This window comes from Arthrobacter oryzae (assembly GCF_030718995.1).
Taxonomy (GTDB): domain Bacteria; phylum Actinomycetota; class Actinomycetes; order Actinomycetales; family Micrococcaceae; genus Arthrobacter; species Arthrobacter oryzae_C.
The window spans coordinates 3,581,493-3,594,457 of record NZ_CP132204.1; the positions used below are offsets into that span (position 1 = coordinate 3,581,493).

The 12,965-nt window shown below is 61.3% G+C and carries 10 protein-coding genes and 1 pseudogene; 9 read left to right on the top strand and 2 right to left on the bottom strand.

Annotated features, from left to right (window positions below; genetic code table 11):
* Nucleotides 1–6: 6 nt before the first annotated feature.
* The 9 genes and pseudogenes from Q8Z05_RS16360 to Q8Z05_RS16400 form a co-directional block, all read left to right on the top strand.
* Nucleotides 7–1,818, top strand: a complete 1,812-nt coding sequence (locus tag Q8Z05_RS16360) for a type IV secretory system conjugative DNA transfer family protein (protein ID WP_305940632.1) — start codon at nucleotides 7–9, stop codon at nucleotides 1,816–1,818.
* Nucleotides 1,805–2,314, top strand: a complete 510-nt coding sequence (locus tag Q8Z05_RS16365) for a hypothetical protein (RefSeq protein ID WP_305940633.1) — start codon at nucleotides 1,805–1,807, stop codon at nucleotides 2,312–2,314. Before Q8Z05_RS16360 ends, Q8Z05_RS16365 begins: the two co-directional genes overlap by 14 nt.
* A 169-nt stretch (nucleotides 2,315–2,483) precedes the next feature.
* Nucleotides 2,484–3,566, top strand: coding sequence for an ArdC-like ssDNA-binding domain-containing protein (locus tag Q8Z05_RS16370; RefSeq protein WP_305940634.1), 1,083 nt, complete (start codon nucleotides 2,484–2,486; stop codon nucleotides 3,564–3,566).
* Between the two features lie 61 nt (nucleotides 3,567–3,627).
* Nucleotides 3,628–4,140 carry a single-stranded DNA-binding protein gene (locus Q8Z05_RS16375; RefSeq protein WP_305940635.1) on the top strand — a complete coding sequence of 171 codons (513 nt, stop codon included), beginning with the start codon at nucleotides 3,628–3,630 and terminating at the stop codon, nucleotides 4,138–4,140.
* Between the two features lie 281 nt (nucleotides 4,141–4,421).
* Complete coding sequence (locus Q8Z05_RS16380; protein ID WP_305940636.1) at nucleotides 4,422–5,918, top strand: type I restriction-modification system subunit M; 1,497 nt, start codon at nucleotides 4,422–4,424, stop codon at nucleotides 5,916–5,918.
* The gene (locus Q8Z05_RS16385) at nucleotides 5,915–7,036 is read left to right on the top strand and encodes a restriction endonuclease subunit S (RefSeq protein ID WP_305940637.1); all 1,122 of its coding nucleotides are present in this window, start codon (nucleotides 5,915–5,917) and stop codon (nucleotides 7,034–7,036) included. The genes Q8Z05_RS16380 and Q8Z05_RS16385 overlap by 4 nt, the downstream gene beginning before the upstream one ends.
* Nucleotides 7,036–7,971 carry a restriction endonuclease gene (locus Q8Z05_RS16390; RefSeq protein ID WP_305940638.1) on the top strand — a complete coding sequence of 312 codons (936 nt, stop codon included), beginning with the start codon at nucleotides 7,036–7,038 and terminating at the stop codon, nucleotides 7,969–7,971. The genes Q8Z05_RS16385 and Q8Z05_RS16390 overlap by 1 nt, the downstream gene beginning before the upstream one ends.
* Before the next feature lie 127 nt (nucleotides 7,972–8,098).
* The gene (locus tag Q8Z05_RS16395; protein ID WP_305940639.1) at nucleotides 8,099–11,515 is read left to right on the top strand and encodes a DEAD/DEAH box helicase family protein; all 3,417 of its coding nucleotides are present in this window, start codon (nucleotides 8,099–8,101) and stop codon (nucleotides 11,513–11,515) included.
* A gap of 107 nt (nucleotides 11,516–11,622) precedes the next feature.
* A pseudogene (locus tag Q8Z05_RS16400) lies at nucleotides 11,623–11,864 on the top strand (transposase); the annotation flags it as partial.
* 66 nt (nucleotides 11,865–11,930) lie between these two features.
* On the opposite strand, the gene Q8Z05_RS16405 reads toward Q8Z05_RS16400, so the two are convergent.
* Nucleotides 11,931–12,425: a hypothetical protein gene (locus Q8Z05_RS16405; RefSeq protein ID WP_305940640.1), complete on the bottom strand. Its 495-nt coding sequence runs from the start codon at nucleotides 12,423–12,425 to the stop codon at nucleotides 11,931–11,933.
* On the bottom strand, nucleotides 12,425–12,958 hold the full coding sequence (locus Q8Z05_RS16410) for a hypothetical protein (RefSeq protein ID WP_305940641.1): 534 nt from the start codon (nucleotides 12,956–12,958) through the stop codon (nucleotides 12,425–12,427). Before Q8Z05_RS16410 ends, Q8Z05_RS16405 begins: the two co-directional genes overlap by 1 nt.
* Nucleotides 12,959–12,965 lie beyond the last annotated feature (7 nt).

Below are 12,965 nucleotides of genomic sequence, written 5' to 3' on the forward strand. Positions count from 1 at the left end.
CCACAGATGAGTTCGCGGCGAGGCACCGACAGCCCGTTGGTCACGGCCGGGCTTATCGCCGTGGCCGGTTATGTCTGTCTGTGTTTCCTCGTCCAGGGGGCAGCTAACGTCGTGGTGGCCTGGCGATGCGGCGGCAGTCAGCCGTCGCCCTTCAACCCGGCCGCCGCCGTCGGACTTTTCATCGCCCGGATCGACTGGATCGTCCGCGTACCGCCGGGGTGCGATGTCGGGACCGGCAATGTCTTGTGGATCGTTGGCCCGGTCCTCCTGCTGGCGGCTGCGCTCGCCGTCGGGTCTGTTTTTGCCTGGAGGCGGTGGAAGCAATCCGGCGCGTGGCTGCGCCAGGACATCCTGAGCCGCGAGGGCATCGCGCGCCGTACCGAGATCCTCCAGGATTTCGGAGCGAGGGCCGTTCTGAAGCGCGGCAAGTTCACGCGGCCAGGCCTTGCCGAACCGCGGATCCAGGACGTGGCCTGGACATTAGGCCGTTCCCGCGGCGTCACGATTCATGTCTCCACGGAGGAATCGATGGTCATCCAGGGTGCTCCGCGGTCCGGCAAGGGCCTTTATGTGGTCATCAACGCCATCCTCGATGCGCCGGGCGCTGTGGTTACGACGTCCACCCGCGCCGACAACCTGGTGGTCACAATGAAGGCCCGTGCTACACGCGGCAGGCCGGTCACAGTGTTCGATCCGCAAGGTATGTCCGGACTACCTTCGACACTTCGATGGTCTCCCGTTCGCGGCTGTAAGGACCCGGATATCGCGACGCGCCGGGCTCTCGTTATTACCGCGGACACGGAGATGAAGGGTGAGAACGCTGCATGGCAAAAGCGCTCGCTGATCATCCTGCAATGCCTCCTTCATGCTGCGGCCCTGTCCGGCGAGGGCGTCCGCGCGTTTCGGCGCTGGTCTTCGAGTCCGGTCTTGGCACGTGAGGCGTTGGAGGTCCTGAGCCAACCGGCGGCGGCGCTGGGGTGGCAGGCCGATCTGATGGGCATCCTCGAGGATGACCCGCGGAACACGTCAAACTCCTGGATTGGTGTCTCGGCTGCCGTCGCACCGCTGTCGTCACCGAAAGTGCTGGGCGCACTGGATCCCCGGGACGAGTCGGAGGAATTCGACCCCAAAAGTTTCATCCGGGGCTGCGGCACCTTGTATCTGATCGGCACCCGTGCCGGAGCTGCTGCGGCGGGGCCGTATCTTTCTGCTCTGATCGACGACATCGACAACGCCGCGCGCGAACTGGCATTTGTCGCTCCGGGGGGAAGGCTGGATCCGCCGCTGTCCTTGATTCTTGATGAGATTGCCAACCTGGCACCGTGGCCGGGCCTGCCCATCGCCCTCTCTGACGGCGGCGGCATCGGAATATCAACGCTGGTGGTTCTCCAATCCCTGTCCCAGGCCCGTACCGGCTGGTCCATCGATGAGGCGGCCACCATCTGGGACTCGGCCATCATCAAGGTGATCTTCGGCGGGGGCTCGGACGAACGTGACCTGCGCTCGCTGGCCGGGCTGCTGGGGGAGCGGAGCCTGACCCTGAACACCCGTTCCTGGTCTGCGCAGGGCCGGCAGGACGGCGAGCAGATCAGGGAGAGCCCGGTCCTGCCGCTTCATGAGATCAGGCGCTTGCCTGCAGGCACAGCCCTCATGCTGGGACGTCGAACCCGGCCCATCCTGTTGGACCTGCGCGAATGGCACAAACGAAAAGACGCCGCCGAGCTCGGTCGGTCAAAGCTGGAGCTGGAACGGACCTTGGCTGATGGACACCGTCTGAGGCAGGCAGCAGTTGAGGAGCCGGCCGATGGCCAGCCATGACGACGTCGAGCGCTTTGAGATCCCGTCAGCCGGAGCGGACGACGATGAGCTGACGGCGGAGCTCTTCCGCTCTGCATTCCGGCCACCGGGGCGGGCATCCGGAGTGACATACCGTTGGCGGGAAATGACAGCTGAGCAGGCCGGAGGCGTGTGGCGTTCTTTGGCGGTGTGGGTCCGCTGGCTTGTTGCCACGTACCAGCTGACGACGTCTGTGGTTCCGGATTGCTGGTGGCGTCATACCGAGATCGTGGCTGAGCTCTATGCTCTGCAGCGGGCGGAACTGGCCTCCTACGCCAGCGACGATTCCGGGTTCGGGCCCCTGGCGTTTCACGAGCGGCTGCCGCACGCCGTTGAGCGGCTGCGGATCCATACCCGGACGGCCGGTTGTGTTGGGCTGCAGGCACACAAGGAGTCCGTGTTGAGGACGCTGCGGACAGACGCACCGGACTTCATTGAGTGGCAGGCGGCATCCCACCAGATTGGGGACGAATTCTGAAGTCATGCGGTTATCCCGCCTCAGGACATGAACAAGTATCCGCGGGGTGGTCCCGGCGGGATTCCAAGAAGCATGAAGGGCGGCTGTCGTGGCCCCTGAGTCTGAAGACACATCGAGTGCTGTGGCGGCAGGTGCCGCGCCAGCACGCAGTGAATCGGGCAATTCCCGTATGACGCCGGAGGAGCGCATCTCTGCCTTGACGGAGGGCCTCCACAGAATCCTGGAAAAGGCAGTTGAATCTCCGTCGCAGTGGCAAGTGCTGTTGGAAGCGTCGGCAACGTTGTGGCGCTACTCGGGTGGCAATGTTGCCCTACTTATGATGCAGATGGCACACCGCGGTACCGACGAACCGACTCTGGTAGCCGGGTACAAGGAATGGGCTCGCCACGGCCGAACGGTGCTAAGAGGTGAGCACGCACTCTGGGTGATAGCTCCCCGTACGGCCCGACTCCAGCAGGTCACGCTTCCTGACGGTACCCGGCAGCGCATCCAGGTGGGTGAGCATGCGCCCCATGGCGCCGTCGACGATGGAAAGAAGACGGTCATCACAGGCTGGCGGGGCCAGGCGGTCTTCGACGTCTCACAAACGCAGGGCACACCGCTGCTCGTTCCCCGCGGCGGTGCCGAGTCTGTCTTGGACGTAGCTGAGCTGTTGGGGTCTCTGACCACGGTGGCGGGCAGCCATGGCTTCAATGTCGATGTGACAGACGCCCAGTATGGGCTGACGAGCGGCTTTACGGATTTCACCCACCGCCGGGTTCAGGTCGGCGCCTGGCTCAGCCCAGAAGATCGTGCAGCTGTCCTGGCACACGAACTTGGGCATGTGCTGCTTCATGGCCCCGATGATGCGGTCGGCAGGCTGTATGGCAGCAGCGCAGATCATCGCGGACTTGCTGAAGTGGAAGCCGAATCCGTGGCTTACACGGTGCTGAAGGCCCACGGGATCGACCGCGGACCTCAATCCGCGACCTATCTCGCCGGATGGGCTGACGCCGTCATTGACGCGGAGAAAGACGCGATGGCTCACGACGCCAGCAGTAGGCTCCCAGTGTCCCGTGCGGATATTGCGAAGTCAGTACTTGGACGGGTCACTGCTGCTAGCAAGGGAATTCTCGAAATCACACACCCGCCGGGATTCGGCGGCAAGATCACCAGCGCCGACGCGGACCCACGGCTGAGCCCGGCAGCGTCCTACGCGGGCGTGGAAGAACCTTTGCGGTCGGTGGACGGACCAGTAATGGCCGGGCCGTGAGCCCGACTCGCAACAATTTGTCCGGCGGGAGAGTCCCGCCGGCTTTGGAAAGGACAGAACCATGGGCACTAAAATACCGATCAGCATCGCCGGCAACCTGGTTGCCGATCCCGAACTCAGCGTAGGCGAAAGCGGAGTGGCTCACGCTAAGCTCCGCGTCGCCGTCAACCAGCGAATCCAGGGCGCGGGTGGCACTTGGCAGGACGGAGAACCCGTCTTCCACAATGTCTCTGCATTCCGCGCGCTGGCCGAGAACTCGGCGAGTTCACTGCAAAAGGGCGACCCTGTGACTGTTGCCGGCGAGTTGGAATTCCGCTCGTACGAGAAGGACGGCGAACGCCGCGAAGCCCGACGCATTGTCGCCGACACCATCGGACCGGATCTCCGTTTCGGGACCGCGGTGTACCAGCGCATGTCGCACGGGACAGTGGCAGCGCCGGATGCTGGAGTGCGTGCAGGTGTCGAGGCGCCCGTCGCGGCAGAGGCGGCTACGGCGGCATACAGCGTCAGCTCAAAGAGCCCGGTGGTGGTGCCCCCTTTCGGGGCCGCGGCGGGGAATGAGATGAGTTTCTAAGAGCTGAAAGGGCCGTCCGGGTGGCCGGGAAAGCGGGTTGGTGAGGACGCCAACCGGCTTTCCCACGTGGTGAGGCCGGAGTGCACAGTTCAGCCAAAGGCTTCTCCGGGCTCATAATTCCTACAGAAGCTGATGCTGGAAAACGCATGTTTCCGGCTACGGTTGGCAACCAAGGCGCGTTGCAGCTGAGGGCAACTTCTTTTTCCAATACGAGGGTGCCGCGCGATAGTTCGAAGAAACTGGAGTGTGGAACGTCGCTGAGGCTCCAATAAGATGGGCAGGTGATAACAGGCGAAATCAAATCTCAGGTAGACAAGGTCTGGAACGCGTTCTGGACTGGCGGCATCTCCAACCCTTTGGAAGTTATCGAACAGATCACGTATCTGCTCTTCCTGAAGCGCCTAGACGAGAACCAGACCCGGGCGGAGAACAAGGCCAACCGCACCGGCAAGCCGGTTGAAAACCCGGTCTTCCCCACCGGTCTGGATGAGAAGGGCCGATCCTACCAGGACTTCCGCTGGAGCAAGTTCAAGAACTTCTCCCGAGACGAGATGTACACCGTCTTCGCCGAGCACATCTTCCCGTTCCTGCGCACCGGGCTGGTCCAGCTGGCAAACGGCGAGGAGTCCTCCTACGCCCAGCACATGAAGGACGCTCGCTTCACCATCCCCAACGCTGGGCTGCTGGAAAAAGTCGTCGACATCATCGATGAGATCCCAATGGACGAGCGCGACACCAAGGGCGACCTTTACGAATACATGCTCGGTAAGATCGCCTCGGCCGGAACCAACGGACAGTTCCGCACGCCCCGCCACATCATCGATCTCATGGTCAAAATGACGGCGCCGCAGCCGATGGAGGCCATATGCGACCCCGCCGCCGGCACTGCCGGGTTCTTGGTCCAAGCGGGGGAATTCCTCCGGCAGAAGAACCCGAATCTGCTGACCACTCCGGGGATGAGTCGGTTCTTCCACCACAGCCAGTTCCACGGCTACGATTTCGATAGCACCATGCTGCGCATCGGTTCCATGAACATGCTCCTGCACGGTGTGGAAAACCCCGACATCACCTACCGGGACTCCCTGGCCGACCTGCACGGGACCGAGGAAGAAAAATACGACGTCATCCTCGCCAACCCGCCCTTCGCCGGCAGCCTGGACTACGAGAACGTTGCCAAAGACCTGCTCTCCTTGGTCAAGACCAAAAAGACCGAACTGCTCTTCCTTGCCCTCTTCCTCCGGCTGCTCAAGCCTGGCGGCCGGGCTGCAGTCATTGTGCCCGACGGCGTCATGTTCGGCTCGTCCACGGCGCACAAAGCGCTGCGGAAAATACTCGTCGAAAACCACAAGCTTGAAGGCGTGGTCAAACTCCCGTCCGGCGTCTTCAAACCCTATGCCGGGGTCTCCACTGCGATCCTGTTCTTCACCAAAACCAACTCCGGCGGCACCGACAACGTCTGGTTCTACGACGTGACCTCGGACGGCTTCAGTCTCGATGACAAACGCACCCCGCTGGATACCTCAGACCTTGACGACGTTCTGGCCCGCTGGCAGCAACGGACGACAACGGAGGCCGTCCGGGTACGCACGGACCAGTCCTTCCTCGTTCCCAAGGCCGAGATCGCCGACAATGGCTACGATCTCTCGCTTAACAGGTACAGGGAAGTTGAGCACGAAGAGATCGACCACAAGGCGCCGGCCGAAATTATCGCCGGTCTAGAAGCTCTTGAATACGAGATCGCGCAAGGCCTGGCCGAGCTAAAGGACCTGTTGAAGTGACATCCACTGCGGAAATGATGCTTTCGGCTACCGACTTCGACGTGACGCACGTGCCTCTTGGAGAGATTATTACAGATGCGAAGGTCCTCAAAGCGGGAAGCCGGGCGTACCCGCTTCTGTCCATGACAATGCATCACGGTTTGGTTCGTCAGGAAGATAAGTTCAAGAAGCGCATAGCAAGTAGAGACCTATCTCAGTACAAGGTTGTATCCAACGGCCAGCTAGTTGTTGGTTTCCCAATTGATGAAGGCGTCTTGTCCTTTCAGATGTTGGTGGATGCAGGCATCGTGAGTCCGGCCTATGGTGTTTGGGACCTCCGGAATCCGAACGCGGTTGACCGTAGCTACTTGGAGAAGTATCTTCGATCTCCTCAGGCGATCGGCTACTACGTGGCGAAGCTACGTGGATCCACTGCGCGAAGACGGTCGTTGCCGAGGGCAGTATTTCTCGCCATGCCCATACCGCTCCCACCGGTCGACAAACAGCGGCGGATTGCGGTCATCCTGGACAAGGCCGACGAGCTCCGCACCAAACGCCGGACGACGCTCGCTCACTGCGATGCTCTCGTGGATTCGATGTTTCACGCCATGTTCAGCGCTGCGGACGTAAGGCGAGAAAAAATCGGGAACCTCGTGAAGTTCAAGAGTGGAAGCTTTCTTCCTGCCTCGGGCATGGTTAGCACCGGGGGCTACTCCGTTTACGGCGGAAACGGAGTCAATGGGAAACATGATCAATACATGTTCGCGGAGCGCAAACTGGTCATTGGACGTGTAGGAGCCTATTGTGGTGTCGTTCATGTGACAGTTCCAAAGTCTTGGATAACCGATAACGCTCTCTATGCTGAGTCCATTCCAGCTAGTGCTTCGCTAGATTACCTGGCGACTGCCCTAAGAATTGCAAACTTAAACCAATATTCGAGCCAATCGGGACAGCCGCTAATTTCTGGGAGCCGAATAAATCAGGTTGAAATTGCGCTGCCATCATTCGAATTGCAAGAAAAATTCTCTGAAAGAGTTTCCAACATTGGCAGGCTCAAGAACCGGCTGCAAGCCCAATTGACCGAGCTTGATGCCCTGTTCGCCTCCCTCCAGCATCGTGCGTTTAACGGAGAACTCTGATGAGCGAGGTAGCCTCTCCCACTACTGACTCAGAGGTGCCGATCTGGCCGCTTTTTGTAACCCATGTGCTTCGCGCACTTTCCGCCGGCGAAACGCTGAACCGTCGCGACATCGTTAGCCGCGCCATTGACTCTGCTGGGCTGTCGGAGGCCGCGCGTGAGGAGACGCTGAACACCGGTGGCCTCAGGTCCGAGCAGCGGCTCGGATGGGCCATCAGCAATCTTCTGAAGGCAGGTTGGATTGAACGGCCGGTCCGGGCCAACTACCGCATCACCGCGGCGGGGCGCGAGTGGTTTTCCAAACACCCTGCAGGGATCAGTGACTTTTCCACGGCGCGGATGCTGTTCGCGCCTTTCTGGCCGCAGTCCGATGCCCGAAAGCCGACGCTGTCCATCGTTGATGAGACCCTCGTAGAGGATATTGACCCCATCGAGCAGATCGAATCCGGGATCAACCGCATCCACAGCGACGTCGGCGATGCACTCCTCACGCGTCTGCGGGAGAGCCACCCCGATTTCTTTGAGCAGGCCGTCGTCGATCTACTTCTCAAGATGGGGTACGGCGGGGCCGAACAGCGAGGGAAGCGTATCGGCGGGAGCAACGACGGTGGCGTCGACGGGGTCATCGACCAAGACGCGCTGGGACTGGATCGCATTTATGTTCAGGCTAAGCGGTACGCCGACGGCAATACTGTGGGCCGTGAAGCCATTCAGGCCTTCGTCGGCGCACTGCACGGTGTCGGCGCCTCGCGGGGCGTATTCATTACCACCAGCGCGTTCACCTCCGGCGCACGGGATTACGTGAAGGCCGTTCCGTCGCGGGTCATTCTGATCGACGGTGTCCGGCTTGTGGGGCTGATGATCAAGTACCGGGTGGGAGTTCAGGTGAAGCAGAGCTACGACATTGTCGAGCTCGACGAGGACTTCTTTGAGTAGTCACATCCTCGGAACGAATATCGCATTGCCACAGGTCTGAGCTCAAACCGGTGTTGCCGGGCCACATGTTGGGCAGCATCATCTAGGCTCCAGGGAGAAGAACAACAGAGGAGTGGCATTGGGGGATGTGAACAGCAACTTCGCTTTACTGCAGGCGGAGTGGCCGGGTATTGCGAAGGAAGCGCGGCTGGCCGAGCGGTATGCGCGGCGGGACCCGCGGTCGTCGCTGCTCTACGCCCGGCGGACTATCGAAACGCTGCTGGCCTGGCTGTATGACGCCGACACCTCGCTTGCGTTGCCGTACAGGGGCGATCTCAACGCACTGATGTCGGAACCGACGTTCAAGCGGCTCGCCGGCGAGACGATCGTGAGCAAGTTCCACCTCATCCGCAAGGTCGCGAACAGCGCCATCCACACCAACGCCGCCATCACCGTCCAGCATTCTGAGCAGACCATTCGGGAACTCTTCCACGTCTGCATCTGGCTCGCGCTTCGCTACACCCGGAATCCAGCCAACCGCCCGGCCTCCACGGTCGCGTTCAACGGACAGTTCCTCAGCCCGACGCCGAAGCCGGGCGTTACGGTGCCCGCCGAGAAGCCCCGCACCGCGGACCAAACGGCCAAACTCGCCGAAGAACTGGCCACCAAGGATGCGGCGCTGGCCGCGCAAAAGCAGGACAACGAGGAACTGCACGCCCAGCTTGAGGCCCTGCGCGCACAGATCGCCCGGGCAAAGGAAGAAAACAAGAAGCTCCCGGACAGCCACGACTACTCAGAAACGGAAACCCGGGTCTACATCGACCTCTATCTGCGCGAAGCAGGATGGGCGCTCGACAAGCCAGAGGACCGCGAATTCGAAGTCCACCACATGCCCACCCACGCCGGCCCCACCATTGGAACCGGGTTCGTGGACTACGTACTCTGGGGATCCGACGGCAAGCCACTCGCCGTCGTCGAAGCCAAACGATCAGCCAAATCACCCTACGAGGGGCAGCAGCAGGCCAAGCTCTACGCAGACGCGCTGGAGACGGAGAAGGGCCAGCGCCCGGTCATTTACTACAGCAACGGCTACGAGCACTGGATCTGGGACGACGCCTCCGGCTACCCGCCCCGGCCGGTCCAGGGCTTCCACACCCGGGACCAACTCCAACTCATGGTGGACCGCCGCGCCACCCGGAAACCCCTGGCCACGGCGGCCATCAACACCGAGATCGCAGGCCGCAGCTATCAACAGGCGGCCATCCGGGCAGTCACCGACGCCCTGGAAACCGACAAGGAACGCAAAGCGCTGCTGGTGATGGCGACCGGCTCCGGCAAGACCCGCACCGTCGTCGCGCTCTCCAGCCTGCTGATGCAGGCGAACTGGGCCAAACGCGTACTGTTCCTCGCCGACCGGGTCGCCCTGGTGGACCAGGCCGCCCGCGCCTTCAAAACCAACCTCCCCGGATCGTCCCCGGTGATCCTGGGCCGCGATGTGGAAGCCGACAGCCGCATCCACATCGCCACCTATCCGACAATGATGAACCTGATCAACGAACGGACGGAGGACGGCACGGTCCTGACGCAACGGTTCGGGATCGGCCACTACGACCTGATCATCATCGATGAGGCCCACCGCTCCGTGTACCAGAAGTACCGGGCCATCTTTGAGTACTTTGATGCGTATCTGGTGGGCTTGACCGCCACCCCGCAGTCCGACGTGGACCGCAACACGTATTCCCTGTTCGACATCGAGGACCAGGTCCCCACGTTCGCTTACGAGCTGACGCAGGCGATCTCCGACGGCTACCTCGTACCGCCTCGGACCGTGTCCATTCCGCTGAAGTTCCCCGTCGAGGGAATCCGCTACGAGGAACTCTCGGAGGAGGAAAAGGAGGAGTGGGACTCCGCTGAGTGGGATGAGGACGGGGAGATCCCCGACGCCGTGGATTCGGCTATCCTGAACACCTGGCTCTTCAACGCCGACACCGTGGATAAGGCACTCGAGGTGCTGATGACCCGCGGGCACAAGGTCGCCGGGGGAGACCGGCTCGGAAAGACGATCATCTTTGCCAAGAACCAGAAGCACGCCGAATTCATCGCAGAACGGTTCAACACAAACTACCCCCAGTACGGGGGCACCTTCGCGAAGATCATCACGCACAGCGTCAATTACGTCTCCACCCTGATCGACGCCTTCGCCCGCACCGAGGACAGTCCACACATTGCCGTGTCCGTGGACATGCTGGACACCGGGATAGACGTGCCCGAAGTGGTCAACCTGCTCTTCTTCAAGGTAGTGCGCTCCAAGACGAAGTTTTGGCAAATGGTGGGCCGCGGCACACGGCTCAGGCCGGAGCTGTACGGACCGGGTGAGGACAAGCAGGACTTCTTCATCTTTGATGTCTGCCAGAACGTTGAATACTTCAACGCCGAGTTGCCTGGTTCCGAAGGGTCCCTCGGGCAGTCCTTGGCGCACCGCAGCTTCGCCGTCCGGACACAGCTGCTTGCCGAAGCCCGCACTGCCGGGCTCGACGGCGACTTCGTGCCGGCCCTCCAAACCGGCCTGGTGGGGCAGGTAGCTGGGCTGCCCCGGGAGAACTTCCTGGTGCGCCCGCAGTTGGAGTGGGTGGAGAAGTTCTCAAAGCCTTCTTCTTGGGGTGCCCTTGGCACGCAGGATCTGACGGACCTGCAGACCAAGCTGGCGCCCCTGGCGACGCTGGCTTCTGCCGCCGACACGGAGGAAGCCAAACGCTTCGATCTGCTGATGTACCAGGCGCAGCTGGCGTCATTGACCTCTGCCGCGGCCGTGGAGCCGTACCGCAAGAAAATTGTCGAGATTGCGTCCGCGCTGCAGGATCAGCCGAACATTCCCGCCATCGCGGCCCAGATGGCCCTGATCCAGTCGATCCTGGAGGGAGGTGAATGGGGGCAGGTCTCACCGCAGTGGCTCGAGCTGATCCGAGTGCGGCTCCGGGGACTAGTGCACCTGATCGAGAAGAAGCGCCGCAGGGTGGTCTACACGAACTTCGAAGACACCCTCGGCGAGATTGTCGAGGGTGGGCTGAAGGGGACCGTGACCGGGTCGGTTGATCTGGCCCGCTACCGCGAGAAGGCCCGGATGTATCTGCAGGGATTCCTGGACCACATGGCAATTCACCGACTACGTCGCGGGCTGCCCCTGACCGAGACGGATCTGGCTGAACTTCAGCGCATGCTGATCGACAGTGGTGCGGGTTCACCCGAGGAACTTGAAGCGGCCACTACACAAGCAGAGGGTCTTGGGTTGTTTGTCAGGTCGCTGGTGGGCATGGACCGCCAAGCGGCGTTGGATTCCTTGTCCGAGTTCGTGGGGGACAAGACCCTCAACGCCAACCAGCTGCATTTCATTGACATGATCGTGCAGCAACTCACCGAGAACGGCGTCGTGGATGTTGGTGCGCTGTACGAGTCACCCTACAGCGATGCTGCCCCTGCCGGGCCGGAGAGCTTGTTCCCGGAGGCGGATGTGGATGTGCTGGCTGTGGCGCTGAACCGGGTGCGCGTTTCGGCGATGGTGGGCTAAGGCGGCCATGGTGGGGCCGCATCTAGGCAACGTAGCTAAGGAAGTTCCAGCGGAAGTGTCCGGCGCCGACCCGGGAACTTCACGTCTCACAGCTGTTCAAGAAAGCATCCGCACCGAGACCGGAAGTCGCGCGACTGGGCCGGACACTCAAACAATGGAAGGCAGCGATTTTGGCCTACTTCGAACCAATAGCGCCTCGAACGGGCCCACGGAAGCGATCACCGTCGTCATCGAAACCACCCGCAGAATCGCCCGAGGTTTCCGCAACTTCACCAACTGCAGACTCAGGTGGCTACTCGCCGCCGGCGGTCACCGCCCCTACCGGCTCAAACAGACCAACCATACCTAAATGCGAAGGGCCGCTAAAGACCATCGCCGAAGCTATCCGAGGCTTGAACCGATGAGTGCAGCAGACCTATAAGTTCGTATAAGCCGCGTCTTTCTGTGTCAGCCATGGGGCGCTGGTGGGGTGGATCTTTCCCTTGATATTGCGGACCCAACTGACGTCAGAGTTATCGCGAAACGCCACAACGGGCGGGTAGTCGAGCTCGTCCTCATAAGTAAACGCGTCGCCAGGAAGGACGACCTCACGCGCAGTTAGTCGGCGGCCCTTCCTTGGGCCACCGGAAGCGATGAACCGGACGCCGTAAATCGGTTCATCGCTGAGGTTCTTGAGAATGTACTCGTGGATTGGGGTTGGCAGGCCATCGCCGGTATCGCGGAAGGCGGTCGACGCGATGGAATAGAACTCCGTTGCCTCTGCAATGTAAACAATCTTCCGCGCCTGAGCTATCCGCCGAACCTTGGCGTCTCGGAAGAAAACGAATGCCGTGGCCACGAACGCGGCTGTGGTTCCCAGTCCGCCGACCCAATCAGCGACAGTGCCCCAGGTGTCAGGGTTGAAGTCCACTAGGCCACCACGTCGATGCCCAAGTCATCGGAAATCCGAAGCTCCAGGAGTGTAACCTTTTCCCGGAAGTCGTCCGCTTCGGCGTCGTATGCTTCCGTATTCTGAGCTGTCCGTTCCTTTATGGCTATCAACTCATCCATCAGCGATCTTATGGACTTCATGACATCTTGAGCCGCTGCCAGAACTAGCCTGGGAGCCAGGACGCGCAAGTGCAGCAACGACAGGTCCCTGGCCTTCTTGACCACTTCGTTCGTGTCCTGGTGGAACCCCACTTGCACCTCGGCGAGAGAGAGTCTCAGTTCGTGTACTTCTTCGAGGAACTTCGAGTAGACCTCAATCTTGCGATCACGCAACCACCGGTCATGCTCTACGTCCTGGTCGGCTTCCCGTTGCGTTTCCGCCGCTGTCCGTGCGGCCTCTATCGTCGCCAGTGTGTTCCGGCGGTTGTATGCGCCGGCTATCACGGCTCCGCCCAGACCAGCCGCTATCGATCCAAATGCCACGACCATGAGCCGAATTGTTTCCCCATCCATGGGGACA

What these genes read in the sequence shown, in the direction of transcription:
- Q8Z05_RS16390 (WP_305940638.1), top strand. Translation starts at nt 7,036, where the DNA reads ATGAGCGAGGTAGCCTCTCCCACTACTGACTCAGAGGTGCCGATCTGG.
- Q8Z05_RS16365 (WP_305940633.1), top strand. Translation starts at nt 1,805, where the DNA reads ATGGCCAGCCATGACGACGTCGAGCGCTTTGAGATCCCGTCAGCCGGA.
- Q8Z05_RS16375 (WP_305940635.1), top strand. Translation starts at nt 3,628, where the DNA reads ATGGGCACTAAAATACCGATCAGCATCGCCGGCAACCTGGTTGCCGAT.
- Q8Z05_RS16410 (WP_305940641.1), bottom strand. Translation starts at nt 12,958, where the DNA reads ATGGATGGGGAAACAATTCGGCTCATGGTCGTGGCATTTGGATCGATA.
- Q8Z05_RS16360 (WP_305940632.1), top strand. Translation starts at nt 7, where the DNA reads ATGAGTTCGCGGCGAGGCACCGACAGCCCGTTGGTCACGGCCGGGCTT.
- Q8Z05_RS16370 (WP_305940634.1), top strand. Translation starts at nt 2,484, where the DNA reads ATGACGCCGGAGGAGCGCATCTCTGCCTTGACGGAGGGCCTCCACAGA.